The sequence below is a fragment of the Streptomyces sp. NPDC006174 genome (genome assembly GCF_040614075.1).
In the GTDB taxonomy this organism is placed as follows: domain Bacteria; phylum Actinomycetota; class Actinomycetes; order Streptomycetales; family Streptomycetaceae; genus Streptomyces.
The window spans coordinates 101562-125535 of the sequence record NZ_JBEXTJ010000004.1; the positions used below are offsets into that span (position 1 = coordinate 101562).

20 protein-coding genes are annotated in these 23974 nt (G+C 71.4%); 9 read left to right on the forward strand and 11 right to left on the reverse strand.

The window, feature by feature from the left end:
- The first annotated feature begins 229 nt into the window (after positions 1 to 229).
- Positions 230 to 1705: a UDP-N-acetylmuramoyl-L-alanyl-D-glutamate--2,6-diaminopimelate ligase gene (locus ABZ267_RS10430; RefSeq protein ID WP_356753559.1), complete on the forward strand. Its 1476-nt coding sequence runs from the start codon at positions 230 to 232 to the stop codon at positions 1703 to 1705.
- 122 nt (positions 1706 to 1827) lie between these two features.
- Positions 1828 to 3351 (forward strand): carboxylesterase family protein, encoded by a 1524-nt coding sequence (locus tag ABZ267_RS10435; RefSeq protein ID WP_356753561.1) that lies wholly within the window; start codon positions 1828 to 1830, stop codon positions 3349 to 3351.
- Positions 3352 to 3380: 29 nt separating this feature from the next.
- On the opposite strand, the gene ABZ267_RS10440 is transcribed toward ABZ267_RS10435, so the two are convergent.
- Together ABZ267_RS10440 and ABZ267_RS10445 are read right to left on the reverse strand one after the other, a co-directional pair.
- The gene (locus ABZ267_RS10440) at positions 3381 to 3821 is read right to left on the reverse strand and encodes a DUF6083 domain-containing protein (RefSeq protein ID WP_356753563.1); all 441 of its coding nucleotides are present in this window, start codon (positions 3819 to 3821) and stop codon (positions 3381 to 3383) included.
- A 207-nt stretch (positions 3822 to 4028) separates the two neighbouring features.
- Positions 4029 to 5060: a hypothetical protein gene (locus ABZ267_RS10445; RefSeq protein WP_356753565.1), complete on the reverse strand. Its 1032-nt coding sequence runs from the start codon at positions 5058 to 5060 to the stop codon at positions 4029 to 4031.
- A 284-nt stretch (positions 5061 to 5344) separates the two neighbouring features.
- On the opposite strand from ABZ267_RS10445, the gene ABZ267_RS10450 reads away from it, so the two are divergent.
- From ABZ267_RS10450 to ABZ267_RS10460, 3 genes are all read left to right on the forward strand, one after another.
- The gene (locus ABZ267_RS10450; RefSeq protein WP_356753567.1) at positions 5345 to 6502 is read left to right on the forward strand and encodes a S1 family peptidase; all 1158 of its coding nucleotides are present in this window, start codon (positions 5345 to 5347) and stop codon (positions 6500 to 6502) included.
- 400 nt (positions 6503 to 6902) lie between these two features.
- Positions 6903 to 8018 carry a DUF1996 domain-containing protein gene (locus tag ABZ267_RS10455; RefSeq protein ID WP_356753569.1) on the forward strand — a complete coding sequence of 372 codons (1116 nt, stop codon included), beginning with the start codon at positions 6903 to 6905 and terminating at the stop codon, positions 8016 to 8018.
- A 124-nt stretch (positions 8019 to 8142) separates the two neighbouring features.
- The gene (locus ABZ267_RS10460; protein ID WP_356753570.1) at positions 8143 to 9909 is read left to right on the forward strand and encodes a discoidin domain-containing protein; all 1767 of its coding nucleotides are present in this window, start codon (positions 8143 to 8145) and stop codon (positions 9907 to 9909) included.
- 177 nt (positions 9910 to 10086) lie between these two features.
- Here the strand turns inward: ABZ267_RS10460 and ABZ267_RS10465 are convergent, their stop codons facing one another.
- The 4 genes from ABZ267_RS10465 to ABZ267_RS10480 are packed head-to-tail and all read right to left on the reverse strand — an operon-like array spanning position 10087 to position 14684.
- Positions 10087 to 11445: a GH1 family beta-glucosidase gene (locus ABZ267_RS10465; RefSeq protein WP_356753572.1), complete on the reverse strand. Its 1359-nt coding sequence runs from the start codon at positions 11443 to 11445 to the stop codon at positions 10087 to 10089.
- A 20-nt stretch (positions 11446 to 11465) separates the two neighbouring features.
- Positions 11466 to 12359: a carbohydrate ABC transporter permease gene (locus tag ABZ267_RS10470; protein ID WP_356753574.1), complete on the reverse strand. Its 894-nt coding sequence runs from the start codon at positions 12357 to 12359 to the stop codon at positions 11466 to 11468.
- Complete coding sequence (locus ABZ267_RS10475) at positions 12352 to 13362, reverse strand: sugar ABC transporter permease (protein WP_356753576.1); 1011 nt, start codon at positions 13360 to 13362, stop codon at positions 12352 to 12354. Before ABZ267_RS10475 ends, ABZ267_RS10470 begins: the two co-directional genes overlap by 8 nt.
- A gap of 11 nt (positions 13363 to 13373) precedes the next feature.
- The gene (locus ABZ267_RS10480; RefSeq protein WP_356753578.1) at positions 13374 to 14684 is read right to left on the reverse strand and encodes a sugar ABC transporter substrate-binding protein; all 1311 of its coding nucleotides are present in this window, start codon (positions 14682 to 14684) and stop codon (positions 13374 to 13376) included.
- Positions 14685 to 14825: 141 nt separating this feature from the next.
- Between ABZ267_RS10480 and ABZ267_RS10485 the strand changes: the two genes are divergently transcribed.
- A complete protein-coding gene (locus tag ABZ267_RS10485; protein ID WP_356753580.1) occupies positions 14826 to 16172 on the forward strand; it encodes an ROK family transcriptional regulator in 1347 nt (448 codons plus the stop codon).
- Positions 16173 to 16188: 16 nt separating this feature from the next.
- Here ABZ267_RS10485 and ABZ267_RS10490 read toward each other — a convergent pair whose 3' ends face one another.
- Complete coding sequence (locus ABZ267_RS10490; protein ID WP_356753582.1) at positions 16189 to 17265, reverse strand: LacI family DNA-binding transcriptional regulator; 1077 nt, start codon at positions 17263 to 17265, stop codon at positions 16189 to 16191.
- Between the two features lie 226 nt (positions 17266 to 17491).
- On the opposite strand from ABZ267_RS10490, the gene ABZ267_RS10495 reads away from it, so the two are divergent.
- Positions 17492 to 18895 carry a transglycosylase family protein gene (locus ABZ267_RS10495; RefSeq protein WP_356753584.1) on the forward strand — a complete coding sequence of 468 codons (1404 nt, stop codon included), beginning with the start codon at positions 17492 to 17494 and terminating at the stop codon, positions 18893 to 18895.
- Positions 18896 to 18981: 86 nt separating this feature from the next.
- Here ABZ267_RS10495 and ABZ267_RS10500 read toward each other — a convergent pair whose 3' ends face one another.
- Positions 18982 to 20079: a DMT family transporter gene (locus ABZ267_RS10500; RefSeq protein ID WP_356753586.1), complete on the reverse strand. Its 1098-nt coding sequence runs from the start codon at positions 20077 to 20079 to the stop codon at positions 18982 to 18984.
- Positions 20080 to 20322: 243 nt separating this feature from the next.
- Between ABZ267_RS10500 and ABZ267_RS10505 the strand changes: the two genes are divergently transcribed.
- The gene (locus tag ABZ267_RS10505) at positions 20323 to 21027 is read left to right on the forward strand and encodes a (2Fe-2S)-binding protein (RefSeq protein ID WP_356753588.1); all 705 of its coding nucleotides are present in this window, start codon (positions 20323 to 20325) and stop codon (positions 21025 to 21027) included.
- Positions 21028 to 21080: 53 nt separating this feature from the next.
- Here ABZ267_RS10505 and ABZ267_RS10510 read toward each other — a convergent pair whose 3' ends face one another.
- Positions 21081 to 21443, reverse strand: coding sequence for an STAS domain-containing protein (locus ABZ267_RS10510; protein ID WP_356753590.1), 363 nt, complete (start codon positions 21441 to 21443; stop codon positions 21081 to 21083).
- Between the two features lie 221 nt (positions 21444 to 21664).
- Entirely contained in the window at positions 21665 to 22180 is a 516-nt protein-coding gene (locus ABZ267_RS10515; protein WP_356753592.1) for a MarR family transcriptional regulator, read from the reverse strand.
- 86 nt (positions 22181 to 22266) lie between these two features.
- On the opposite strand from ABZ267_RS10515, the gene ABZ267_RS10520 reads away from it, so the two are divergent.
- A complete protein-coding gene (locus ABZ267_RS10520; protein WP_356753594.1) occupies positions 22267 to 23442 on the forward strand; it encodes a PP2C family protein-serine/threonine phosphatase in 1176 nt (391 codons plus the stop codon).
- A gap of 59 nt (positions 23443 to 23501) precedes the next feature.
- Here ABZ267_RS10520 and ABZ267_RS10525 read toward each other — a convergent pair whose 3' ends face one another.
- Entirely contained in the window at positions 23502 to 23957 is a 456-nt protein-coding gene (locus ABZ267_RS10525; protein WP_356753596.1) for an ATP-binding protein, read from the reverse strand.
- Between the last annotated feature and the right edge of the window lie 17 nt (positions 23958 to 23974).

Below are 23974 nucleotides of genomic sequence, written 5' to 3' on the forward strand. Positions count from 1 at the left end.
GCCTCCCGGTGCCGGAAGGGCTGTCGCTCCCCGGCGCGCGCTTGACCCGCGCCTCGGCCACCGGCTCCCACCACCACGTACGACTGATCGCACCCACCACAACTGATCACGTCACGCATCACGCATCACGCATCACGCATCACGCATCACGCGGCACACGGCGCACCGCCCGTGCCGCCGCCCGGCGACGGCCGCAGAGACGGGCCGAGCCGCATTCGAAGGGACCATCGTGAAGCTGAGCGACCTACTGGCCGGGCAGGACCACCACGTGCTGCAGGGAAGCCCCGAGCGCACCAGGATCACGGCCGGCACGACGTTCGACGCGGACCGGGTCACGCCCGGCTGCGTCTTCGTCGCGGTACCCGGCCACGCGGCCGGCGGTCCGGAGGCCGTCGCACCGGCCGTCGCCCGCGGCGCGGCGGCCGTCGTCGTGGACGCCCAGGCTCCACCCCTCTCTGTGGCGGCGGGCGACGTGTGCGTGATCCGGGTGCCGGACACCCGCAAGGCCGCGGCCGTCATCGCCTCGCGTTACTTCGGTGAGCCGGGCCGCGCGATGGACCTGATCGCCATCACCGGGACCAACGGCAAGACCTCGGTCTCGTACATGGTCGAGTCGGTCCTGCGGCTCGCCGAGGGCGCCAGGGTCGGGGTGATCGGCACGGCGGGGAGCCGGATCGGGGACGAACCGGTCCCGATGCCGCCCTCGGCCCTCTCCACCCCCGAATCACCCGACCTCCAGTACCTGCTGAGCCGCATGCGCGACAGCGCGGCCGGCAGCGTCGTCCTGGAGGCCACCTCGATGGGCCTGCTGACCCACCGTCTGGACCAAACCTTCATCGACGTGGGCGTCTTCACCAACCTGTCGCAGGACCACCTCGACGACCACGGCACCATGGAGCACTACCGGGACGCCAAACTCCGCCTCTTCCAAGGGCTGTGCCGGCGCGCGGTCGTCAACGCGGACGACCCGGTCGGCGCCGGCATCCGGGAGCTGATGCCCGACGCGGTGACCACCTACGCGCTGGACGGCCCGGCAGACTACCGTGCCACCGACCTGACGGTGGACGCCTCGGGGACCCGGTTCACCCTGCACCACGGCGGCCGGAAGTACCCGGCGGCCATCCCGTCGCCCGGGAGGTTCTCGGTCTCCAACGCCTTGGCGACGGTGGCCGCCTGTCACCTCCTCGGCCACGGCCTGGCCGGGCTCGTCGACGCGCTGGAGCGCATGCCGCAGATCCCCGGCCGCTTCGAGCGCCTCCACCTGCCCGGCGGCACCTCGGTGATCGTGGACTACGCGCACTCGCCGGACTCCCTCAACAAGGTCCTGACCACGATCCGCGGCTACGCCAAGGGCCGGGTCATCACTGTCTTCGGCTGCGGCGGCGACCGCGACACCACCAAGCGCGTGGAGATGGGCACCATCGCCGGCACCCACTCCGACCTGTGCGTCCTCACCTCGGACAATCCCCGGTACGAGGACCCGGAGGCGATCCTCGACCAGATCGCGCCGGGCATCGCGGCGACCGGAACGCCGTTCGAACGGTTCACGGACCGCCGCGCGGCCATCGCCTCCGCCCTCGCCTCGGCGGGACCGGCCGACATCGTGCTCATCGCGGGCAAGGGCAGCGAGCCCCACCAGATCGTCGGTGACGAACTGCTGCCCTTCAGCGACATGGCCACCGTCCGCGAACTGATCGCCCGGTAGACCGTCCGCCCCTCCCCGCTCACCTGCGGAAACGTGGTGGTGCGCGGCGCGGTCCCGCTGGCATGCTGCCGGCCGCGCACCCGATCGCCGGGCGGGCGGAGCCGGGCGAGGGAGCGGGAGGCGTGGAGGTGTTCAGCACGGAGGCGGGTCAGGTACGGGGCCGGCGCTCCGAGCGGGATCCGGGGATCGTCACCGTACGCGGACTGCCTTACGCAGCACCGCCGTTCGGCGCCGACCGGTTCCGGGAGCCGCGTCCTGCGGAGCCCTCGGACGGCGTACGGGAGTGCACCGCGTTCGGTCCCGTGGCGCCGCAGTCCGCCGAACTGCCCGGCTCACCGGTCTGGTCGCCCGGCGACGAGGACATCCTCACGCTGAACATCTGGGCACCGGCGGACGGGCCCGGGGGCCTGCCTGTGCTCGTCTGGATCCATGGCGGCGCATACGTCTTCGGCTCCTCCGCCCAGCCCGACTTCGACGGCACCGCGCTCGCCGCCCGGGGACTCGTCGTCGTCACGCTCAACTACCGCCTGGGTTTTGAGGGGTTCGGCCACGTTCCCGACGACGGTGAGGAGCCTGCCTGTCCCGACAACCGGGGCCTCCTCGACCAGGTCGCCGCTCTGGAGTGGGTACGGGACAACATCGCCGCCTTCGGTGGCTCGCCCGAGCGCGTCACCGTGGCCGGACAGTCCTCCGGCGCCACCTCCGTGGCCTGCCTGATGGTGAGCGACCGGGCGCGCGGGCTGCTGCGCCGCGCCATCGTGCACAGCGCCGTCAACGCCTGCGCCACGCTCGACGGAGCCGCCCGCACCACCGCCGAGGTCGCGGCCGCGGCCGGAGTGCCCGCCACCCGCGCCGGGCTGCTCGCCGCACCACCGCAAACACTGGTGCGCGCGTCCGACCAGGTCGTCGACCGGTACCGACAGGACCCGGGCTCCGGGCAGCGCCACTACGATCCGGCGATCTACGGTCCGGTCGTCGACGGCGTTCTCCTGCCGTCCGACCCACTGGAGGCGGCGGCTGCCGGAGCGGGCGCGGAGGTGGAGCTGCTGGTCTGCCATGCGACGGAGGAGTACTGGCTCCTGGACGCCGTGGGCAGCAGCGCCAAGGTCACCACCGAACGACAACTCGCCACGTTCGCCGCGGACTTCGGGCTGCCTCCGGAGCTCGTCCACGCCTGCCGCAGCCGCCTGCCGCAGGCGCGGGTGCTCGACGTCTACCTGGCCCTGTACGGAGACCTCCTCTTCGCCGAATACAGCACCAGGCTCGCCGAGGCCCACGCCCGGACCGGCGGACGTACCTTCCTCTCCCGCTTCGACCGCCGACGCGGCGCGGACGGCGGGCGGGTCCGGGCCTGGCACTGCGCGGACATCCCCTTCGCCTTCGGGAACCTCCACGAGGAGAACCTCCACTTCCTGACCGGCGGCCCGCCCGGTCCGGCCGACCACGAGCTGTCGCATCGCATGGCCGGCGCCTGGGCCGACTTCGCCACGAACGGTGACCCGGGCTGGGCGGCTCTGAGCGGCGGCGGCGGGGAGGAGGACGGAGCGGCGGTACGGGTGTGGCGTACGACCGGAGAGGAGCCTCGGGAGACCGGACCGTTCCGCGACCTGTGGCGCGCGGCCGGCCTGCCTCTGCTGTCCCCCTGAGGCCTCCATGAGCGAAGCGGCGCCGACGGTCATCCGGTGTTCGGGAGATCCTCCTCCGGCAGGCTGAACAGCCGTTGCGCCCGCTGCCCGTTGTGGTGCCGCAGAGCGGTCATCCAGGGCCAGTGGTCCTCCGGCCGGAGGGTGGGGCAGGCGATGCGGTGGGGGACACGGCACAGCGTGCCGGGGAGCGGTTCCGCGTCCCACAGGTTCAGCGCGGTCCCGTCGGAGGTGACGATCCACCGCAGGCGCGGCGGGACGGTGTGGGCGGGAACGCGGATGCGGGGTTCGAGGAGGATCCAGTGTCCGGTGTACGCCGTCGGGTACCGGTCCTGCCGGAGATCGCAGTACGGGCAGTCGGGCGGCTCGGGAGGACGTGGCGCGGTGGCGCCCTCCTGGAGGGCGTGGAAGATGTCGTCGAGGTGGTCGGGACCGTCGTCGGAGCAGGGTGAGGTGTTCTCTGCGTCCCCCATGAGTGCAAGGGTCCGTAAGGGGCGTCGGGTGCGACAGGCGGCGATCCGGCCGTTCCGGGCGGGGGAGTTGAGGCTGGTGTGCCGCCGGGTGGCACGCGAGGCGAGCGGCACTCCTGGTCGTCCCACCAGGTGTGGCCGGGATGTGACGTGCCGTCGGGCCGCCGCCTTGCTGTCGGCGTCCTGCTGCCCTGGCCCGCGCGACCGACCCTAGTACGGCGGCAGCCGGAGCGTCCCCGTGCCGTCGCGCACGTCGTGCACGACCCGGATTCTCTCCACCGGGTTGCCACGCCCGTCCGTCGTCACCAGGACCGCGTCGTCGCTGTTGACGCAGCGTCCCCGTTCGTCCGGCTCCGGGCAGAAGAGCAGATAGCCGGTCTGCCGGTCGACCCGGCCCGGCTCCAGGCGCCACACCCACTGGTAGGAGCTCACGACCACGTCCGGGTACGTGGCGCGGAGCTCGTCCGCCACCGCCTTCCGCACCGTCCTGCCGAACTCCTGGCTCTGCTTGAACGGGCGGACCACGCGGGCGCGGCCCGCCGTGTCGACCCGGCCCGCCTCGATGTCGTAACTGGCCGAGTGGTAGGTGTGCTTGGTGAGTGAGCCGAGCAGGTTGCCGCGGGTCAGGCGCATCACGGTGGGCCAGGCGTCCTTGCCGCGGTCGCGCTCGGCGGCGACGGCGGGGGAGACGATGTTCACGTACGAGGCCTTCGCCTGCGCGAGCGGGCTGTCGGCCGGGCTCGCGGTGACCCACCGCTGGACACAGCCTCCGATGTCGCCGAGGACCTTCTCCACCGTGCCGTTCGTCAGTTCGGCCACCACGTACGGCGGTGTGCCGGGCCGGCCCAGGGCGATGACCTCGTAGCCGCATGTGTCGAACGCGTCCCGCAGCGTACGGAACGCCGCCGCGTCGGCCCGGCCGCGCGCCAGCGCCTCCGTCAGCACTCCGGCGCACGGCTTCCGGTCGCAGGTGCCCTTGTCCGCGTCGATGCGCAGCCGGACCACGGCATCTGGGTCGTCGGCCACCGCGAAGGTGACCTCGGAGCCTCCCGTACCGGGAAAGAGGGTGCGTGCGCCGATGGCCTCGAGCTGACCGGGAAGGTGCTTGCCAGCCAGTTCCTCCGCCGCTCGGCGGTCCTCCTTCGTGGTGACCACCCCGCACGCGCCGAGCAGCGCCACCAGCGAACCCGCCAGCACACAGGTGGCGGCGGTCCGCAACCGCCTGCGTCGTGATCCGGCCATGGTCCGCTCCTCCATCTGGTGCTCCACCGCGTTCCTGTGACAGTAGGGCCGGCCGCCGCTCCGCCGGATGAGTACGCCTACTCAAACCCGGTACGGAACGCCTCCGCGGCCGGCCGGAACCGCCTCCGCACACCTCCCGTCATTGGCATGGACCTGACTATGGAACTCCGCTACAGTCCGGGACGACGCATCTGAGAGCGCTCTCAAAGTCTCGATCCGGATGTGCTCCCGGATGCCTCCCGTTCCACCCCCACGTCGTTGGAACAACAGGAAGGGTCACTCCCTTGAGACACGCAACCGCCCTGCGGACCGCCCTGTCCGCGCTTCTGGTCGTCGGTGCCTGGACCGCCGTCGGCCCGGCGACCGCCACCGCCGCCCCGACCGACTCCGCCACCTCCGCCGCGGAACTCCCCGCCTCGGCGGCCCTCCTCTCCGCCATGCAGCGCGACCTCGGCCTCACCGAGGCCCAGGCCCGTACGCGGCTGGCCGACGAGAAGGCGGCGACGGCCCTGGAACCGAAGGCGCAGCGCGCCGCGGGCTCCGCCTACGGCGGGTCCTGGTTCGACCCCGCGACCGGCAGGCTGACCGTGGCGGTCACCGACGCCGGCAAGGCCGGTGCCGTACGGGCCGCCGGCGCGCAGGCCCGGATCGTCGAGCACTCGGCCGCTCAGCTCGACGCCACCATGAAGCGCATCGACGCGCTGACCGCCCCGGACGGTGTGGCCAGTTGGCGCGTCGACCCCGCCACCAGCAGGGTCGTCGTGAACGTCGTCGGGTCCGCACACGGTGACAACGATGTCCGCGCCTTCGTGGCCAAGGCCCGCAAGGCCGGGCCCGTCACGGTGGAGCGGACGGCGAAGGCCCCGCAGACCTTCGCCGCCGGGACCGTCGGCGGCGACCCGTACTACACCGGCAACGTCCGCTGCTCGATCGGCTTCTCCGTCCACGGCGGCTTCGTCACCGCCGGGCACTGCGGCGGGACCGGCCAGCAGGTCCGCGGCTGGGACAACTCCTACATCGGCAACTTCCAGGGCTCGTCCTTCCCCGGTGACGACTACGCCTGGGTAAACGTCGGCAGCGGCTGGTGGACCGTCCCGGTCGTCCTCGGCTGGGGCACCGTCCCGGACCAGCTGGTCCGTGGCTCGAACGAGGCCCCGATCGGCGCCTCGATCTGCCGGTCCGGCTCCACCACCCGCTGGCACTGCGGCCGCGTCCTCGCCAAGAACGAGACCGTCAACTACAGCCAGGGTGCCGTGCACCAGATGACCAAGACCAGCGTCTGCGCCCAAGGCGGCGACTCCGGCGGCTCATTCATCAGCGGCGACCAGGCCCAGGGCGTCACCTCGGGCGGCTGGGGCAACTGCTCCAGCGGCGGCGAGACCTGGTACCAGCCGATCAACGAGATCCTCAACCGGTACGGGCTGAGGCTGCACACCGCGTGATCCGCGGGAGTCGGCCGTCCGGCGGGGCGGCCGACTCCCGACGGTGATCACGTACGACAGGTGCGTCAGCGGCTCCGCCCACGGGCGGGGCCGCTTCTGTGTGCCAGTTGCTCCTGCGCGTCACGGTCTCCCTTCCCGGGCAATCCGGTATCCACCGTGGCATCCGCCCGTTACCTCAACGCCCTTTGCGCGGCCCATCGTTCACGAGCTATTGACACCCTCTCAGCCTCGACGCAACACTGACACCGCCTTGGAGAGCGCTCTCCCAGTCAGTCTCCGGCGGTTTCCCGGCCTCCTGGACGCACAGGGGCGGAGCCTCTCCCCGGCTGCACCGCCCAGCTCAACTCTCCCCCCACCGTGCACCCGACGTGCATGGATGCAGAGCGGCATGGAGGTCCGCATGACGACAAGATTCAGCAGAACGACCCTGGTGTCCGCGCTGATCGTGGCGACCGCCCTGGCCCTGGTGGCTCTGGGACTCACCGCGATCACGAACGCCGGGGCCACCACGGCCGCCGCCCCTCGGTCCGCGGCCGCCCCGGCCGCTGCGGCGCATGTGATGCAGGGGCACAAGATGGCGCCCGCCAAGCCCGTGGCCTTCGGGGACGACCCCGACGGCGACGGCTACATTCCCGCGAATCCGCCGGTCACCGGTGTGACACCGTCCCAGGAGATCCCGCCGCACCGCTACTTCCACGAGTTCCAGGCGAACTGTTCGGTCACCCACACCGCTCCGGACGACCCGATCGTCTATCCCGGCCGGGCCGGTGCGTCGCACGACCACACGTTCATGGGGAACGACACCACGAACGCGAGCAGCACCACCGCCTCGCTCGGTGCGGGCGGCACGGCCTGCCTGGCGCCGGGTGACCTCTCCGCGTACTGGATGCCGACCCTCTACAACGGCAACCAGGAGATCCGCCCGACCGGACCGCAGGTCATCTACTACAAGGCCGGCGTCACCGACTACCGCACGGTCCGGCCCTTCCCCAAGGGGCTGCGGTTCGTCGTCGGCAGCCCGACCCAGACCAAGGAGCAGTTCCGCGACCACCCCGGCACGGTCGAGGGGTACGAGTGCGGTGAGAGCTTCCGCAACTACGACATCCCGGCGACCTGCCCCACCAGCCGGGACACTCAGCTCAACCTGCGGATGCAGGCGCCCAGTTGCTGGGACGGGAAGTACCTGGACACCCCGGACCACAAGGCCCACATGGCCTATCCGATCGTGATGGGCGCCAACCAGGACGTCTGCCCGGCGAGCCACCCGGTCGCCCTGCCGATGATCGAGTTCAAGATGGCGTGGCCGGTCAACGGAGACATGTCGAAAGTGAGACTGGCCAGCGGGACCGGCCACTCCTTCCACTACGACTTCTTCAACGCCTGGGACGACGCCACGCTGAAGGCCATGGTCGACCACTGTGTCGTCGGCGGTCTCCAGTGCGACCCCCGCGGATACGACCAGAACAACCCGGGCCGGGGATCCGTTCTGGACGAGAACTACCGGCTGCGGCGCTGACCGGCGTGGCCGCCTGACCTGACCCACCCGGAGCGCTCTCCCTCCTGGGCGCACCCCGCCCAAGAGGGAGAGCGCTCTCCCTGATCCTCTTCCTCCCCCCACCCCTCCGAGGAGTCCTCCCCCCATGAAACTCCCTCTTCTCCGACGCTCACCCCACACAAGGCGTCGAGCCACCGCACGCCTCGCCGCCGCCGCGCTGCTCGCCGGTGCGGTGGCCGTCCTCCCGGTGCCCGCCGCTCACGCGGCGGGCAGCGTCGTCGAGGTGACCGGATCCCAGGGCGACTGGCAGCTGACCGTGGACGGCGCGCCGTACACCGTGAAGGGCCTGACCTGGGGCCCGTCCGTCGCGGACGCCGAGCGGTACATGCCCGATGTGAAGTCGATGGGCGTCAACACGATCCGTACGTGGGGCACCGACGCCGCCACGAAGCCTCTGCTGGACACCGCGGCGGCCAATGGCATCAAGGTGATCGCCGGATTTTGGCTCCAGCCCGGCGGCGGCCCCGGCAGCGGCGGCTGTGTGAACTACCTGACGGACACCGCGTACAAGAACGACACGCTCGCCGAGTTCCCGAAGTGGGTGGAGACCTACAAGGACCATGAGGGCGTCCTCATGTGGAACGTCGGCAACGAGTCCGTGCTCGGCCTGCAGAACTGCTACAGCGGCGAGGCCCTGGAGCAGCAGCGCGACGCGTACACCTCGTTCGTCAACGAGATCGCCAGGAAGATCCACGAGGTCGACCCGAACCACCCGGTCACCTCCACCGACGCCTGGACCGGGGCCTGGCCGTACTACAAGAAGAACGCGCCGGACCTCGACCTGTACGCCGTCAACTCCTACGACGCCGTCTGCGACATCCGCTCCACGTGGGAGCAGGGCGGTTACGACAAGCCGTACATCGTCACCGAGGGCGGGCCGGCCGGTGAGTGGGAGGTGCCGGACGACGCCAACGGCGTACCGGAGGAGCCCACGGACGTGGCGAAGGCGGCCGGATACAAGAGTGCCTGGGACTGTGTCCAGGGCCACCCGGGAGTCTCGCTCGGGGCGACGCTCTTCCATTACGGCACCGAGGACGACTTCGGCGGCGTCTGGTTCAACCTGCTTCCGGCGGGCCAGAAGCGGCTCTCGTACTACGCGGTGAAGGAGGCGTTCGGCGCCTCCACCTCCGGTGACAACACCCCGCCGGTCATCAGCGAGTTCAGCGCCGACAACGCCACCGCCGTGCCGGCCGGCCGCACGTTCCGGGTCAGCGCCTCCGTCACGGACCCGGACGGCGACGCGCTCAGCCACCAGGTGCTGTTCAGCTCCAAGTACGTCGACGACAACGGCAGCCTGACGGCGGCGGAGTTCACCGACCGCGGCGACGGCACCTTCGACGTGACCGCGCCGGACCGGCTCGGCGTCTGGAAGGTCTACCTCAAGTCGACCGACGGACAAGGCAACGTCGGCATCGAGACCACGTCCTTCAAGGTCGTGCCGCCTCCTGTCGACGGAACCAACCTGGCGCTCGGGAGGACCGCCACGGCCTCGTCCTTCCAGCCGGACAGCGTCGGCTGCCCCTGCCCGGCGGCCAACGCCGTCGACGGGGCCTTCGACACCCGCTGGGCCAGTGACTGGTCCGACCAGGAGTGGATCCAGGTCGACCTGGGCTCCACCGCCTCCTTCGACCACGTACAACTGGCCTGGGAGACCGCCTACGCCAAGAGCTACACGGTCCAGACCTCTACGACCGGCCAGGACTGGACCACCGTCCACACCGAGACGGCCGGAAACGGCGGCATCGACGACATCGAGGCCGTCGGGCGCGGCCGCTACGTCCGGGTGAACATCTCCGAGCGCGGCACTCCGTGGGGCAACTCGCTCCACGAGTTCGGCGTCTACCGCGGCTGACCTGCCGCACGGCGAGACCTGCCGCACCGTTTCTCCCCGCTGCCGGTGCGGCGGGACGGTCCGCGGCGGCCACGGACATCCGTGGCCGCCGCGGACTTTCCACGTCCCGTACGAGAAAGCTCCCGGCCGTGGTGGCGAACCACCACGGCCGGGAGCCCGTAGGCAAGGAGGAGGCGCTCAGACGACCAGTCCCGCGTGGCGCTCCGCGTGCTCCCGGATCAGCTCCGCGTACCGGCGGCCGCTGCTCTTGACCGTACGGCGCTGGGTCGCGTAGTCCACGTGGACCAGGCCGAACCGCTTGTCGTAGCCGTACGCCCACTCGAAGTTGTCCAGCAGCGACCAGGCGAAGTACCCGGCCAGCGGCGCGCCCTTGGCGACCGCGGAGGCGCAGGCGGCGAGGTGCTCCTCCAGGTACCGGACGCGCTCCGGGTCGTGGACCGAGCCGTCCGCCGCGACGGTGTCCTGGTAGGCCGAGCCGTTCTCGGTGACGTAGACGCGCTCCACGCCGTACTCCTCGGTCAGCCGCAGCAGCAACTGCTCCAGCCCGTCCGCGTACACCTCCCAGTCCATGTACGTGTGGCGCGCGCCGGCCACCGGGACCTGCGTGAACCCCGGTGCCGGCCCGGACGGGTCGGCCGTGACGATCTGGCGGAAGTAGTAATTCAGGCCCAGCCAGTCCAGCGGCGCGGCGATGGTCTCCAGGTCGCCCGGCCGCACCGGCAGCTCGACTCCGTACAGCTCGACCATGTCCTGCGGGTAGCCGCGGCCCAGGACCGGGTCCAGCCACCAGCGGTTGATGTGCCCGTCGGCGCGGCGCGCGGCGGCGAGGTCGGCCTCGCTCGCGCTCGCCGGCTCGATCGGGCTGAGGTTGTTCACGATGCCGACGCGCGCGTCCGAGGAGGCCGCGCGGATCGCCTGCACGGCGAGACCGTGGCCCAGGTGCAGGTGGTACGAGGCGCGGACGGCGGCGGTGAGGTCGGTGAGGCCCGGGGCCATCCGGCCCTCCAGGTGCCCGATCCACGCCGAGCAGAGCGGCTCGTTCAGCGTCGCCCAGTCCTTGACCCGGTCGCCGATCCGCTCGACGACCTGGGAGGCGTACGCGGCGAAGTGCTCCGAGGTCTCCCGTACCGTCCAGCCGCCCCGGTCCTGGAGCACCTGCGGCAGGTCCCAGTGGTAGAGCGTGGCGAACGGCGTGACCCCGGCCTCCAGGAGCCCGTCCACCAGCCGGTCGTAGAAGTCCAGGCCCGCCTTGTTGACCGGTCCGTCGCCGCCCGGCACGACGCGCGGCCAGGCGATGGAGAACCGGTAGGCGTCCGCGCCGACCTGCTTGATCAGGCCGATGTCCTCGCCGGTCCGGTGGTAGTGGTCGCAGGCGGTGTCACCCGTGTCACCGCCGTCCACCTTGCCGGGCGTGTGCGAGAACGTGTCCCAGATGGACGGCGAGCGGCCGTCCTCGGTGACCGCTCCCTCGATCTGGTACGCGGCGGTGGCGACGCCCCAGGTGAAGTCGGCCGGGAAGGCGTTGAGCTCGGTCACGTGCTGCCTTTCTGCGGAGGTCACTTGACGGCTCCCGCGGTGAGTCCGGCGACCAGGTAGCGCTGGAGGAGGAGGAATCCGGCGACGATCGGCACGCTGACGACGAGCGAGGCGGCCATGACCTGGTTCCAGTAGACGTCGTTCTGCGTCGCGTACCCCTGGAGGCCGACGGAGAGGGTCCGGGTCGCGTCGTTGGTCATGACGGAGGCGAAAAGGACTTCGCCCCAGGCCGTCATGAACGAGTAGACGGAGACGGCGACGATGCCCGGCACGGCGGCCGGCACGACGACCCGGAAGAGGGCGCCGACCGGTCCGCAGCCGTCCACCAGAGCGGCCTCGTCGAGGTCCTTAGGGATGGAGTCGAAGTACCCGATTAGCATCCATATGGAGAACGGCAGCGAGAACGTCAGATAGGTGAGTATCAGGCCGCCGCGTGAACCATAGAGGGCGACGCCGGTGGAGCTGCCGATGTTGACGAAGATGAGGAACAGCGGCAGCAGGAAGAGGATGCCCGGGAACATCTGCGTGGACAGCACCGTGACGGTGAAGACCCGCTTGCCCTGGAACTTGTAGCGGCTCACCGCATAGGCGGAGAACACCGCGATCGTCACCGAGAGCACCGTCGCCGAACTCGCCACGATCAGCGAGTTGACGAAGTACTTGGCGAGCGGAACGGTCTTCCAGATGTCGAAGTACGGCTGGACCGTCAGGGTCGACGGGATCCACTGGAACTTCCCCGACACGTCCTGGAGCGGCTTCAGCGAGCTGCTGACCATGACGTAGACCGGCAGCAGGACGAAGCCGGCCAGCAGCGTGAGGACGATGCGGCGGGTCCACAGGAAGGACTGCGGCGCGGCCATGGGGGAGCGGGAGTGCGAGCGGGCCGTGCCCGGGGTCCGCGTGAGGCTAGACATCGGCGCCCTTCCTTCCGCGCGAGGTGAGGATGAGGTAGACGGCCGTCACCAGCAGCAGGAAGAGCAGCAGCAGGACGGACATCGCCGAGCCGGTGCCGAAGTTCCAGGTGACGAACGAGGACTGGTAGATATGGATCGAGATGAGGTCCGCGTTCTCCGGCGCCGATCTTCCGAACAGGACGTACGGCGTGTTGAAGTCGTTGAACGTCCACAGGAAGAGCACGAGGACCAGCACCTGGTTGACCGGGCGCAGCGACGGCAGCGTGATCTTGCGGATCTGCTGCCAGACGCCGGCGCCGTCGATCGAGGCGGCCTCGTACAGCTCACGCGGGATGTTCTGCAGGCCCGCCATCAGCATGAGGAAGGCGAACGGCCAGCCCTTCCACACCGAGACGATGATCAGCGTGTAGAGGCTGTTGTCGCCGATCAGCCAGAACGACGGCTCGTCGGTGATGCCGAGCTGGTCGTGCAGCACGTGGTTGATCAGGCCGTTGTCCCGCTGGAACATGAACGCCCAGGTGATGACGGCGGCGTAGACCGGCAGGGCGTACGGCACGAGGAAGATCGCCCGCAGGATGCCTCGGCCGCGGAAGCTCTCCTGGAGCAGGATCGCCGCCGCCGTCCCCAGCAGCCAGGCGAACCCGACCGAGAAGAACGTGAAGACGCAGGTCACGAAGAAGGAGTGGAGCAGGGCCTCGCCGATCGGCGCGTCGAAGTCGACGGCGATCCTGTAGTTGTCGAGGCCGATCCAGGGCGCCGCGCCCCAGTTGTTGATGAAGAACTGTGTGAGCTGACGGAAGCTCATCACGATCCCGATGATCATCGGGATGATGTGGATGAGGAGTTCCAGCAGCACGGCGGGCAGGAGCAGGAGATAGGGCAGTCCGCCTTGGCGGATCCGGTCGGGGACGCGCGGCAGTCTCCTGCGCGCACCCCCGGTGCCCCGGCTCGTACTCCCATCGGCCGACTTGTCGACCTCGGGGTCGGTGACGGTGGCGGTCATGGATCAGGGCCTCACTGCTGCATCGACTGCTGGGCCTTTTCGAGGCGTGCCTTGACGGACGCCTCCGTCACCGGACGCCCGGCGGCGGCGTCCGCCCACAGCTCCTTGACCGCGGTGCCCACGGCCGTCTCGAACTGCGACTCGTTGGGGACTTGGGGGAGCGGGGCGGCGCTGGTGGAGAGGGTGTCGCGCAGGACCTTGAGGTCGGGGGCGCCGAACGCCTCGTCGGCCTGGGCCTCCTTGACCGGCGGGATCGACCCGTAGGTCTTGTTGAGGTGCTTCTGCTCCGCGTCGCTGGTCATGAACTTCACGAACTTCTTGGCGCCGTCGATGTTCTTGGTGTTCTTGAACACCGCGATGTTGATGCCGGCGACCATTGAGTTGACCTGCTTGCCCGTGCCCGGAGCGCCTGCCGGGACCGGCACCGGGGCCGCGCCCCAGTCCTCCGGCTTCATGCCCTGGGCGGCGAAGGTGGAGGCGGCCGCCTGCCACAGCACCATCGCGGTCTTGCCCTTGGCGAAGTCGGTGAGCGACTGGTTCTGGGCGTACTCCGCGTTGCCCGGAGCGATGATCTTGTCCTTGGCCATGAAGTCGATGTACTGCTTCACGGCGGCGACGGCACCGTCCGAGGTGAAGGTCGCCTTGCCGTCCTTGTCGAAGAAGTCGGCGCCGTGCTGCTGGCCCAGGACGAAGGTCTGGTGGATGTTGTTGGAGAGGTTGCCGCCCTCGGCGCCCAGACCCCACTTGTCGCCCTTGGAGATCTTCTTGCCGGCCGCGACGAGCTCGTCCCAGGTGGCCGGCGGCTTCTCGATGCCTGCCTCGGCGAACATCTTCTTGTTGTAGTAGAGCGCGTACGCCAGCGAGTACAGCGGTACGGCGGCGGGCGGCTCGCCCTCCTTGCCGGCCGAGGCGACCGCCGAGTCGACGAAGCGGTCCCGGCCGCCGATCGCCTCGAAGTTCTTGTCGTCCCACGGCAGGAGCGCGCCGGTCGCCTGGAGCGAGGCCGACCAGGTGTTGCCGATGTTCAGCACGTCCGGGCCCTGACCGGACGCGGTGGCGGCGAGGATCCGGTTCAGCAGGTCGGCCCACGGCACGACCTCCAGCTTCACCTTGATCCCGGTCTCCTTCTCGAACTTCTTCAGCTCGGGAGTGAGGATCTTCTTGTCGGCCTCGATGCTGGGGCCCTGGTTGGACGCCCAGTACGTCAGGGTCTTCGGGGACTCGTTGCTCCCCGTGTCGCCCGACCCGCCGCCGCAGCCGGTGGCGGCGACGGTGACGGCGATCGCGAGGGTGATGGCGCTTGCGGCTCTGAGGTGACGCATGTGAGGTGGCCCCTTTCCGGGGATGGCTGCGTTCGGGAACCGAACGGCCTCCATGACTTAATTTATGCCGTGATTTAAGAGGTGAGAGAAGGTCGCGTCAAGGTCTGGGACCAGGTATGTTCCTGGACGGGAAGGAGCACCATGGCCGAGCGCAACAGACGAACCGTGCGTGACCTGCGGCGGGGCAACCGGGCGAGGGTATTGCAACGGTTGTATTTCGACGGTCCGCTGAGCCGCCAGGAGCTCGGACCGGCCACCGGGCTGAGTTCGGGTTCCATCAGCAACGTCGTCGCCGAACTGGCGGCCGAGGGCCTCCTCCAGGAGGCCGGCATCGTCGACTCCGACGGCGGCCGTCCCCGTACGCTGCTGAGGGTCGCGCCGGACGGCGGGCTGCTGGTCGGCATCGACATCGGCGAGACCCGGGTGCGTGTCGAGCTCTTCGACCTCTCCCTCACCGAACTGGCCCGCACCGAAAGGCTGCTGGCCCAGCACGGGTACGACGTCGAGCGCATCGTCGCCCATGTCCGTACGGGCGTCGCCGACGTCCTGCGCGACGCCGGAGCCGACCCGCACCGACTGCTCGGCATCGGCGTCGGGGTCCCCGGCATCATCGAGCGCGAAGGGCCAAAAGGCCCCGACGGCAGGCGCACCGCCGTCGTGCACGGCCAGACCATCGGCTGGCAGGCGGTCCCGTTCGAGCAACTGCTGCGCGAGGCCGTCGACGTACCGCCCGAGGTGCCCCTCTTCATCGACAACGGCGCCAAGACGCTCGGCCGCGCCGAGATGTGGTTCGGCGGCGGGCGGGGCGCGGGCGCGGCCGCCATCGCGCTCATCGGCTCCGGCGTCGGCGCCTGCGTCGACCACGGCGACATCCTCGCCGAGGACCGCACCAGCCTCGCTCTGGAATGGGGCCACACCACCGTCCAGCTGCGCGGCCGTCGGTGCCGCTGCGGCTCGATCGGCTGCCTGGAGGCGTACGCCGGCGCGGAGGCGCTGCGCGAGCGCTGGCGCGAGGCCGGCGGCCCGCTCCCGGAGGACGCTGACGACGAGACCGCCCTCGCCGCGCTCCTCGCCGCCGCCTACCCGCCGCCCGGCGGCCCCGCACCGGACCAGGTCGCGCTCTCACTCCTCGACGAGACCGCGGAATGCCTCGGCGCGGCCCTCGCGGACCTGGTCAACCTCTTCCTGCCCGAACGCATCCTGCTCGGCGGCTGGGCCGGCCTTCTCCTGGGCCCTCATCTACTCCCGGAGATCCGCCGGTACGCGAACGAGTACGCCCTGCGCCACGCGGCGGCCCGGACCACCATCGAGATGGGCCGCCTCGGCCCGGACGCGGTCACCGTCGGCGCCGCCACGCTCCCGCTGGCCGACTTCCTGACCCGCGGCGGCAGCCGCCCGGCACCGGGCGTCCGGCCGGACGCCGGCGGCCCACCGTCGCGGACGGCGACGGAGACCGTGCGCAACCGGAGCCGCACACCGACGAGTTGAGTGCCGGACACCGGCCCTACGCCGACCCCCGTACCACCAGCTCCGGTTCGAAGATGACCGAGGTGGCGGGGGAGGCCGGGCGGGCCAGCCGGTCCAGGAGCAGGCGGGTCATCTCGGCGGCCATCTCCTCCACCGGCTGGCGGACCGTGGTCAGCGGCGGCCGGCACGCCAGAGCCGCGCTGCTGTCGTCGAAGCCGACCACCGCCACGTCCTCCGGCACCCGGCGGCCGTGCTCCCGCAGCACGTGGCAGGCGCCCATCGCCATCAGGTCGTTGGCGGCGAATACCCCGTCCAGATCCGGATGCTCCGCCAGCAGCCGCTCCATCGCCGCCTCACCGCTCTCCTGCGTGAACCGCCCTTCGGCGATGGGCGTGTACGGGTGCCCGTGGCGCGCCATCGTGTCCCGGAAGCCGGCCAGCCGCGCCTGGCCCGCCGGCACGTCCAGTGGACCGCTGATCGTCGCGATCCGGCGGCAGTCCCGGGCCAGCAGATGCTCGGCCGCCAGCCGGGCACCGTCCTGGTGGGCCAGGTCGACGTAGCTGATGGGGACGGGCCGGGCGGGTCGCGCGTAGAGCACCGCCGCGAGCCCCGCCTCCGTGAGCAGGCCGGGCAGCGGGTCCTCGGCGTGCGTCGAGACGATGAGCGCCCCGTCCGCACTGCCCTGCCGCAGATACGCCACCACCTCGTCGCGGGCCCGCGAGGTCTCCGCGAACATCAGCACCGGATGCATCCCGCGCGGCCGCAGGTAGTTGACGACGCCAGTGACCACCCGCCCGAAGAACGGGTCGGCGAACACCTGAGCGGTGAACGATCCGTCACCTCCGCCCACCCGCTCCCGGCCGGCCTCCGCCTCGACACCCGCCCCGGTCACCACCAGCGCAACGGCATCGGCGCGCCGGGTCACCAGCGAACGGGCCGCCCGGTTCGGCGCGTACCCCGTGACGGAGACCGCCTGCCGGACGACCTCCTGGATCGCCGGATCCACGTTGCGCACACCGTTGACGACCCGGGAGACCGTGGCGCGCGAGACACCGGCGGCCCGGGCCACGTCCTCCAGAGTCGGTGCTCCGGCCGACCGCAGATCATCCGTCATGAGCGCCTTTATAGCACTTGCGGAGAGCGCTCTCCATCGCAACGGTCCGCCGCTGCGCGCGCGTTGGCCAAGAGGCGGGTGCGGGCGCCCTGTTGGCGTGCCGGGGTCGGAATCCGGCCACACACCCGGCTACGGCGGCCGAGTATCTCGTTTCCCTTGTGATCAGCGTTCGCGCCGCCCTACGTTTGCCGCTGCGACGTCCCAACGCCAGTGGGGGAGCCCAGTCATGGCCGCAAACGGTCGGCACCGCAGATACCAGCCCAGCCGGATCAACCGTGTCTCGCTCACGGTGACCGCGGGCGGCGCGGGCATAGCGATCCCGCTCATCACCGCCGCCTCGGCCGGGGCCGCGTCGGGGGAGGTCTGGGAGAAGGTCGCCGCCTGTGAGTCGAGCGGCAACTGGGCCGTCAACACGGGCAACGGCTATTACGGCGGGCTGCAGTTCAGCGGTCCGACCTGGGCTGCTTTCGGCGGTACGGAGTACGCGCCGCGCGCCGACCTCGCCACCCGGGACCAACAGATCGTCATCGCGGAGCGGGTGCTCGACGGCCAAGGACCCGGAGCGTGGCCGACCTGCTCCGTGAAGGCCGGGCTGACCCGGGGCGGCGACGCGCCCGACACCACTCCGCAGAGCGCGGGCAGCCGGCCCGCCCAGGCCGCCGTGCCGCTGAGCGCTCCGCCCCGGCAGCCGAAGGTCACGCCCGCCGCCGCGACGCCGACGCACGTGCCGGGCAAGCGTGACGCGTACACCGTCGCCGGCGGCGACTCGCTCTCCGGGATCGCGGACGCCCAACAGGTGCCTGGCGGCTGGCAGAAGCTGTACGCGGCCAACCGTACGGTCGTCGGCGACGACCCCGACCTGATCTTCCCCGGCCAGCGGCTGACCCTCACGCCGCGCGGCGGGGACGGGGCCGCTTCCGGGACGGTTGCGCCACGGCAGACGCCGAAGAAGCAGGCCGCGCCCGAGCGGCAGGCGCCCGAGCCCCGGGGCCAGGAGACGAGGAAGGCCGCGCAGCGCGCGGCCGCCGCCAAGGCCGAGGAGCAGAAGAAGGCCGAGCTGCGGAAGGCGGAACAGCAGAAGGCCGAACAGCGGAAGAAGGCGGAACGGCAGAAGAAGGCCGATGCCGAGCAGGCGGCGCAGCGGAAGGCGGAGGCCGAGCGGGCCGAGCGGAAGAGGACCGCGTCCCAGCCGCAGAAGCAGGCGCCCGCCGAGCGCGCCGTGAAGCGCTCCGGCATGAGCGCCCCGGTCGCCGCCTCCACCGGCACCGCCTACCGCCAGGCCGGCTCCTGGTCCAGCGGCTACCACACGGGCGTCGACTTCCCCGTACCGACCGGGACCTCGGTGAAGGCCGTGGCCTCCGGCCGGGTCGTCTCGTCCGGCTGGGCGGGGGCGTACGGCTACGAGGTCGTCATCCGCCACGAGGACGGCCGGTACAGCCAGTACGCGCACCTCTCCGCGCTCCATGTGAAGGAGGGGCAGTCGGTCTCCGGCGGACAGCGGATCGCGCGCTCCGGCTCCACCGGCAACAGCACCGGCCCGCACCTGCACTTCGAGATCCGCCTCGGCCCGGCCTACGGGTCGGACATCGACCCGCTGGCCTACCTCAGGGCGGGCGGCGTGAGCGTCTGAACGGTCCGCGGGCCTGCCTCAGGGCCGGCGGTGTCGCGTCTGAACGGTCCTATCTCAGGGCGGGCGGCGTGAGCGTCTGAACGGTCCTATCTCAGCGCAGGCGGCTTCAGCGTCTGAACGGTGCGTTCCGTGCGCGAGGCGGCGGCCTGCTCGCCTCGTCGGCCGTGACGCGCCCGGCGCGGGCCGCCGAGCTCCACGCGGGGAACCGCGCTGCCCGGCCGCAGCGGCAGCGGCGGAACGTACGTCGACCCGGTGCCCGCCGCTTCACCGGCCCCGGCCGCCGCAGTCGCGGCATCCATGGCCGCATCGGCCGCGACCCTCCCGTCCCGGGGCCGCGCGCGCACCGCCTCCGCCCGCTCCGCGCTCAGCCGCTCCTTCGTCAGCAGGACCAGGCCGCCCGCCGCCAGCGCTCCGCACGCGAGCGCGAGCACCGTGCCCGCCGCACCGTGGCGGAACTGCTCGCCGAACAGCGTGATCCCGATCGCGGCGGCCACCACGGGGTTGACCACCGTGACCGTCGCCAGCGGCGCGGCCAGTCCCGCGCCCCGGTAAGCGGCCTGAGCGAGCAGCAGGCCCGCTGCCGCGAGTCCGGCGATCACCAGCAGCGACGGGAGCCCCGAGCGCACCGAGCCGGACGTCCACTCCATGGCCACCGTCTTGGTGAAGACCGAGGCCATACCGAACGCCCCGCCGGCCGCCGTGGCCAGCACGATGCTCCGCAGCACCGGCCGGCGCAGCGCCCGCGCGAGCAGGGTCAGCGCGCCCACCGCTCCGAAGGTGACCGTGGCCAGCGCCAGCTGCTCGGGCCCGCTCAGCGTGTGCGGCTCGGCGCCGCGCGTGAGAGCCAGCAGCCCGACGAGACCGGCTGTGGCCATGAGCGCACCGCGCCACGCCGTCGCCCCGGCCCTGCCGCCGACGAAGAGGGCCGCCATCGGCAGGGCGAAGACGATCGTCAGCGCACCGAGCGGCTGGACCAGGCTGAGCGGACCGTAGGCGAGGGCCACCACGTGCAGCACCGCGCCGACCCCGTTGAGCAGCACCGCCACCCACCAGACGCCGTTGCGCACCAAGGCGTGCGGAGCGCTGTCACCACGCGCGGCCACCCGCTCCTGGACGATCGCCCCGGCCGCGTAGGCGACCGCGGAGACCAGTGACAGCAGCACAGACAGCGCGAGGGAGCTCATGTACACCACGATGTCCTGTCCGGGGCGCCACGTCGTCGTCCTTGAGACGTCACTTCCGCGTACTGCCCCAGTAGTACGGACGGAGGACCGAGGTCCTCCCCTCGACGGTAGTCCTGCCGGGCCCGGCCGTCAGAAGTTGTGCACCGGCGGATACGGTGAGCCACGCGGGCGGCACACGCCGTCGCCGGACGCCGGCCGCGCTCCGGCGCCGACCCGGTGATCGTGGTGAGTGAGGAGCGGGGCATGGACCTGGCGCAGAGCGCCTCGGTGGGCGGCTTCTTCGCGCTGCGGACCGATCCGGTCCGCAGCGGCTCCCACCGGCCGCTGGCGGAGCTCTACGCGGGCGGAGCGGCGCCTCTGACGGTACGGGTCGGCAAGGTCGCGGACCGGCTGGGCGCCCCCGAACGCCGGGTCGCCGCCTCCATCGCGCACCTCGGCCTCGCCGCCCGGCTCTGGTCCATCGCACTGGGCCCCGCCGCGCTCTTCGGCCGCATCCCCGCCCTCGCACCGGAGACCCTGCACTGGGACCCGCTCCACACCTCGCCGGACGACCTCTGGCTCGCGGACCACGAGGAGCTGCCGGGGACGGCCGAGCGGATCCGCGAGCAGGTGCATTACGGGCACCTGGTGCCACTGGCAGAGGCCGTCCGGCGCGACGGGAACATGTCGGCGCAGCTGCTGTGGGGCAACGCCGGGTCCGCGCTCGCCGGTGCCGTACGCGAGCTGGTCACCTGGTCGCGCGCGCAGAACCGGCCGGATGTGGCGCAGCGGGCCCGAGCACTGGCGGCCGAGCTGTTCGACCACCCCGACCTGCGCTCCACCGGCGCCCCGCACGGCCCGGCGTTCCGGCGGCGCAGCTGCTGCCTGTACTGGCGGTGTCCGGGCGGCGGGCTCTGTGGCGACTGCGTCTTCGACCGAGCGCCGGGCCGCACGGACGCGGCCCGGTAATCGCGGGGCAGGGCCGTCACGGCCCGCCGCCCACGGCCGCCGGGCCGGAGGTGTCAGGAGGGCAGGGCCGCGTCTATGGCCTCGTCGACGTCCTGCCGTACGGGGATGGCGCTGTCGAGCCCGATCATCCCGATCAGCCGCTGCACGAACGGGGACGGCGCGGCGAGCCGCAGCCGGCCGCCCAGCGCGGTCTGCCCCTGGAGCAGCACATTGACCGTGGTGGAGTCGGCGAAGCCCACCCCCGAGAGATCCACGACGACCGGTCCGGAACCGTCTTCGGCCGCTGTCTCCAGTGCCCGGCCGAGCGGCGGGACGCTGTCGATATCGAGGTCACCCGACACGGTGAGGACCAGAGCGCCCCGTTCTCGACGGGTGTTGATTCTGACTGCTCTGTCTTCGTTGGGCGATGGTTGCACGGAAGGCACCTCGGGCGGTTCGGGCGGACGACGGACGCCGGTTCGCCGGACGGGTCGGCCTCGTTCCGTCCCTGCTCACGGCGGGGTACGGGACAACGATAGAAGGAACAGTTGCCATTTGACAACATTTGCCATTGGGTAACAATCTGATCCGCAACGGTTGAAGGACCAGCCGTCGGCGGTGACGCACCGAGAGAAGCGGAAGCAGGGGCTGGATGAGGCTAGGCGCTGTCGGCGACATCTTCCCGGAGCAGGCGGCCCGCCGCACGCGATTCCGGCGAGAGCCGCTCCGATGCGGCCACATGGAAGGCCGCCAGGCCCTCCGCGAGCGCGGCGACCGCAGTCGGCTCCATCCGTTCCAGCACGGCACTCACCTCGCGCCCCCGCAGCGCCCGGTACTCTTCGAGGAGGGTCCGGCCGCGCAGGCTCAGCCGCAGCTCCACCTCACGACGGCTCGTCGGGCTCTGGGCCCGCTGCACGAGACCCATCGCCTCCATGCGGTCGCACAGCCGGCTGACCGACGGCGCGCGCGAGCCCAACGCCTCGCCCAACGAGCGCAGATTGGTGCCCTCCTGCTTCTCGATCACGAGCAGGGCGCGGAGCTGGGAGGGCGATACGGTGCCCGAAGCGGCCGCTTCCTGACCACGGCCCCAGAGCACTTCCAGCAGCTCCGAGGCCGCGGAGGCGTCGGCGGACACCTCTGCGCGACTGCGCGGGCGGCTGGCACGGTGGGACATCCGTCCACTCTGTCATCCGTCGGCCCCACTTGTCAGCCCGGCCCGGGCCCCTACCACGTCGCAGGACGAAGAATGCACGAGAGACCGTGAACAGAAGACCGGACATCGAGAGCGCCGTCAGGGCCGCCCCTCCGCATGCCCTGCTGGCGACGCTGCGCACCATGCTGGCCGAGGTCCACGGAGCACTCGCGGTGGATCTGCACCTGGCCGACTACGGTCTGCGCGTTCTCAAGCGCCTGGACCGGCCGGACGGCGAGGAGGAGCCGCTCTCGCTGCACAACAGCCCTGAGGGCCGGGCCTTCGGCAGCCAGGAGCCGCGCGAGCAGGTCGGACACGGCGACGCGGTCGACCACTACCTCCCGGTGACCGTACGCGGCGAACGCCTCGGCATCCTCACCGTCCGGCTCCCCGCGGCGCGGTCGACGCCGGACATGGTGGGCGAGCTGACGTATGTGGCCGATCTGCTGGGCCACGAGATCCTGGTCGCCGAACGGGACACCGACATCTACCAGCGCGCCCGGCGCACCACCCGGCTCACTCTCGCCGCCGAGATGCAGTGGCAGCTGCTGCCCGCCCGGTCCTGCACCGCCGCCGAGTTCGCCATCGGCGCCCAGCTGGAGCCGGCGTACTCCATCCACGGCGACAACTTCGACTGGGCCGCCGACGCCGAGGAACTGACCCTCGCGGTGACCAACGGTATGGGCGAGGGCATACAGGCCTCGCTGCTGACCAACCTCGCGGTGAACGCCCTGCGTAACGCCCGCCGGGCCGGCATCGGCATCGCGGACCAGGCGGCCCTCGCCGACCAGGCGCTCTACGACCAGCACCGCGGCGCCTCCCACGTCTCCACGCTGCTGCTCCGCTTCGAGCTGGCGACCGGCCGGGTCGGCGTCGTGGACGCCGGATCGCCGCAGCTGTGGATCCAGCGCGGCCGCACGGTCCGGCGCATGGAGCTGGAGGCCCAGCTCCCGCTCGGCATGTTCGAGGAGTCGCACTACACGGTCCAGGAGTTCCACGTGGAGCCCGGCGACCGGCTGCTGCTGCTCAGCGACGGCGTCTACGAGGCGGTGTCGCCGGCGGGGGAGTCGTACGGGGAGAGGGCGCTGGCCCGGTCCATCCAGTCGACGCGGCTGCTGCCGGCGGCCACCGTCCCGGGCGCCGTCCTCGGCGAACTGGCCGAGTACCGCGTCACGGAGAACCTCGACGACGCGCTGGTGGTCTGCCTGGACTGGTTCGGCCGCCAGGACGAGAAGACCGGCTGAACCGGAACACGATGCCCCCGGGACGCATCGCGCGTCCCGGGGGCGTCGTTGTGTCTGCTTCAGATGGAGAGCTGGAACTCCGCGCGGATCCGCTTGCCCACCGGCACCCGCTCGGCCGTGAGCCGGTCGCACAGGGCCACGACGATCTCCATGCCGTGTCCGCCCAGCCGCGAGGGGTCGGGGCCGTACAGCACGGGCATCGCCGTACTGCTGTCGTACACCGTGACGCTCATGGTCTGCGCGTTCCCCTCCAGCTCCAGGAGGTACGGACCGTGGCTGTAGCGGTCGGCGTTGGTGACCAGCTCGCTGACGGCCAGCATCAGATCGCTGCGGGTGTGCTCGCCGATGGGGGCCAGGCACTCCACCGCGAGCCGGGTGAGGAAACGGTCCGCCAGGGCGCGCGCGAGCGCGATGCAGCCAGGCTCGCCGTCGAAGACCTCGGCGCTGAGCAGTACCTCCGGGGACCGCAGACCCTGGTCGGGGTCTTCCGGTGGTGAGGTGACCTCTTTGTTCATGTGCTCCAGCCAGGCGC

What these genes read in the sequence shown, in the direction of transcription:
- ABZ267_RS10440 (WP_356753563.1), bottom strand. Translation starts at nt 3,821, where the DNA reads ATGGGGGACGCAGAGAACACCTCACCCTGCTCCGACGACGGTCCCGAC.
- ABZ267_RS10445 (WP_356753565.1), bottom strand. Translation starts at nt 5,060, where the DNA reads ATGGCCGGATCACGACGCAGGCGGTTGCGGACCGCCGCCACCTGTGTG.
- ABZ267_RS10455 (WP_356753569.1), top strand. Translation starts at nt 6,903, where the DNA reads ATGACGACAAGATTCAGCAGAACGACCCTGGTGTCCGCGCTGATCGTG.
- ABZ267_RS10460 (WP_356753570.1), top strand. Translation starts at nt 8,143, where the DNA reads ATGAAACTCCCTCTTCTCCGACGCTCACCCCACACAAGGCGTCGAGCC.
- ABZ267_RS10470 (WP_356753574.1), bottom strand. Translation starts at nt 12,359, where the DNA reads ATGTCTAGCCTCACGCGGACCCCGGGCACGGCCCGCTCGCACTCCCGC.
- ABZ267_RS10475 (WP_356753576.1), bottom strand. Translation starts at nt 13,362, where the DNA reads ATGACCGCCACCGTCACCGACCCCGAGGTCGACAAGTCGGCCGATGGG.
- ABZ267_RS10480 (WP_356753578.1), bottom strand. Translation starts at nt 14,684, where the DNA reads ATGCGTCACCTCAGAGCCGCAAGCGCCATCACCCTCGCGATCGCCGTC.
- ABZ267_RS10485 (WP_356753580.1), top strand. Translation starts at nt 14,826, where the DNA reads ATGGCCGAGCGCAACAGACGAACCGTGCGTGACCTGCGGCGGGGCAAC.
- ABZ267_RS10490 (WP_356753582.1), bottom strand. Translation starts at nt 17,265, where the DNA reads ATGACGGATGATCTGCGGTCGGCCGGAGCACCGACTCTGGAGGACGTG.
- ABZ267_RS10495 (WP_356753584.1), top strand. Translation starts at nt 17,492, where the DNA reads ATGGCCGCAAACGGTCGGCACCGCAGATACCAGCCCAGCCGGATCAAC.
- ABZ267_RS10500 (WP_356753586.1), bottom strand. Translation starts at nt 20,079, where the DNA reads ATGAGCTCCCTCGCGCTGTCTGTGCTGCTGTCACTGGTCTCCGCGGTC.
- ABZ267_RS10505 (WP_356753588.1), top strand. Translation starts at nt 20,323, where the DNA reads ATGGACCTGGCGCAGAGCGCCTCGGTGGGCGGCTTCTTCGCGCTGCGG.
- ABZ267_RS10515 (WP_356753592.1), bottom strand. Translation starts at nt 22,180, where the DNA reads ATGTCCCACCGTGCCAGCCGCCCGCGCAGTCGCGCAGAGGTGTCCGCC.
- ABZ267_RS10525 (WP_356753596.1), bottom strand. Translation starts at nt 23,957, where the DNA reads ATGAACAAAGAGGTCACCTCACCACCGGAAGACCCCGACCAGGGTCTG.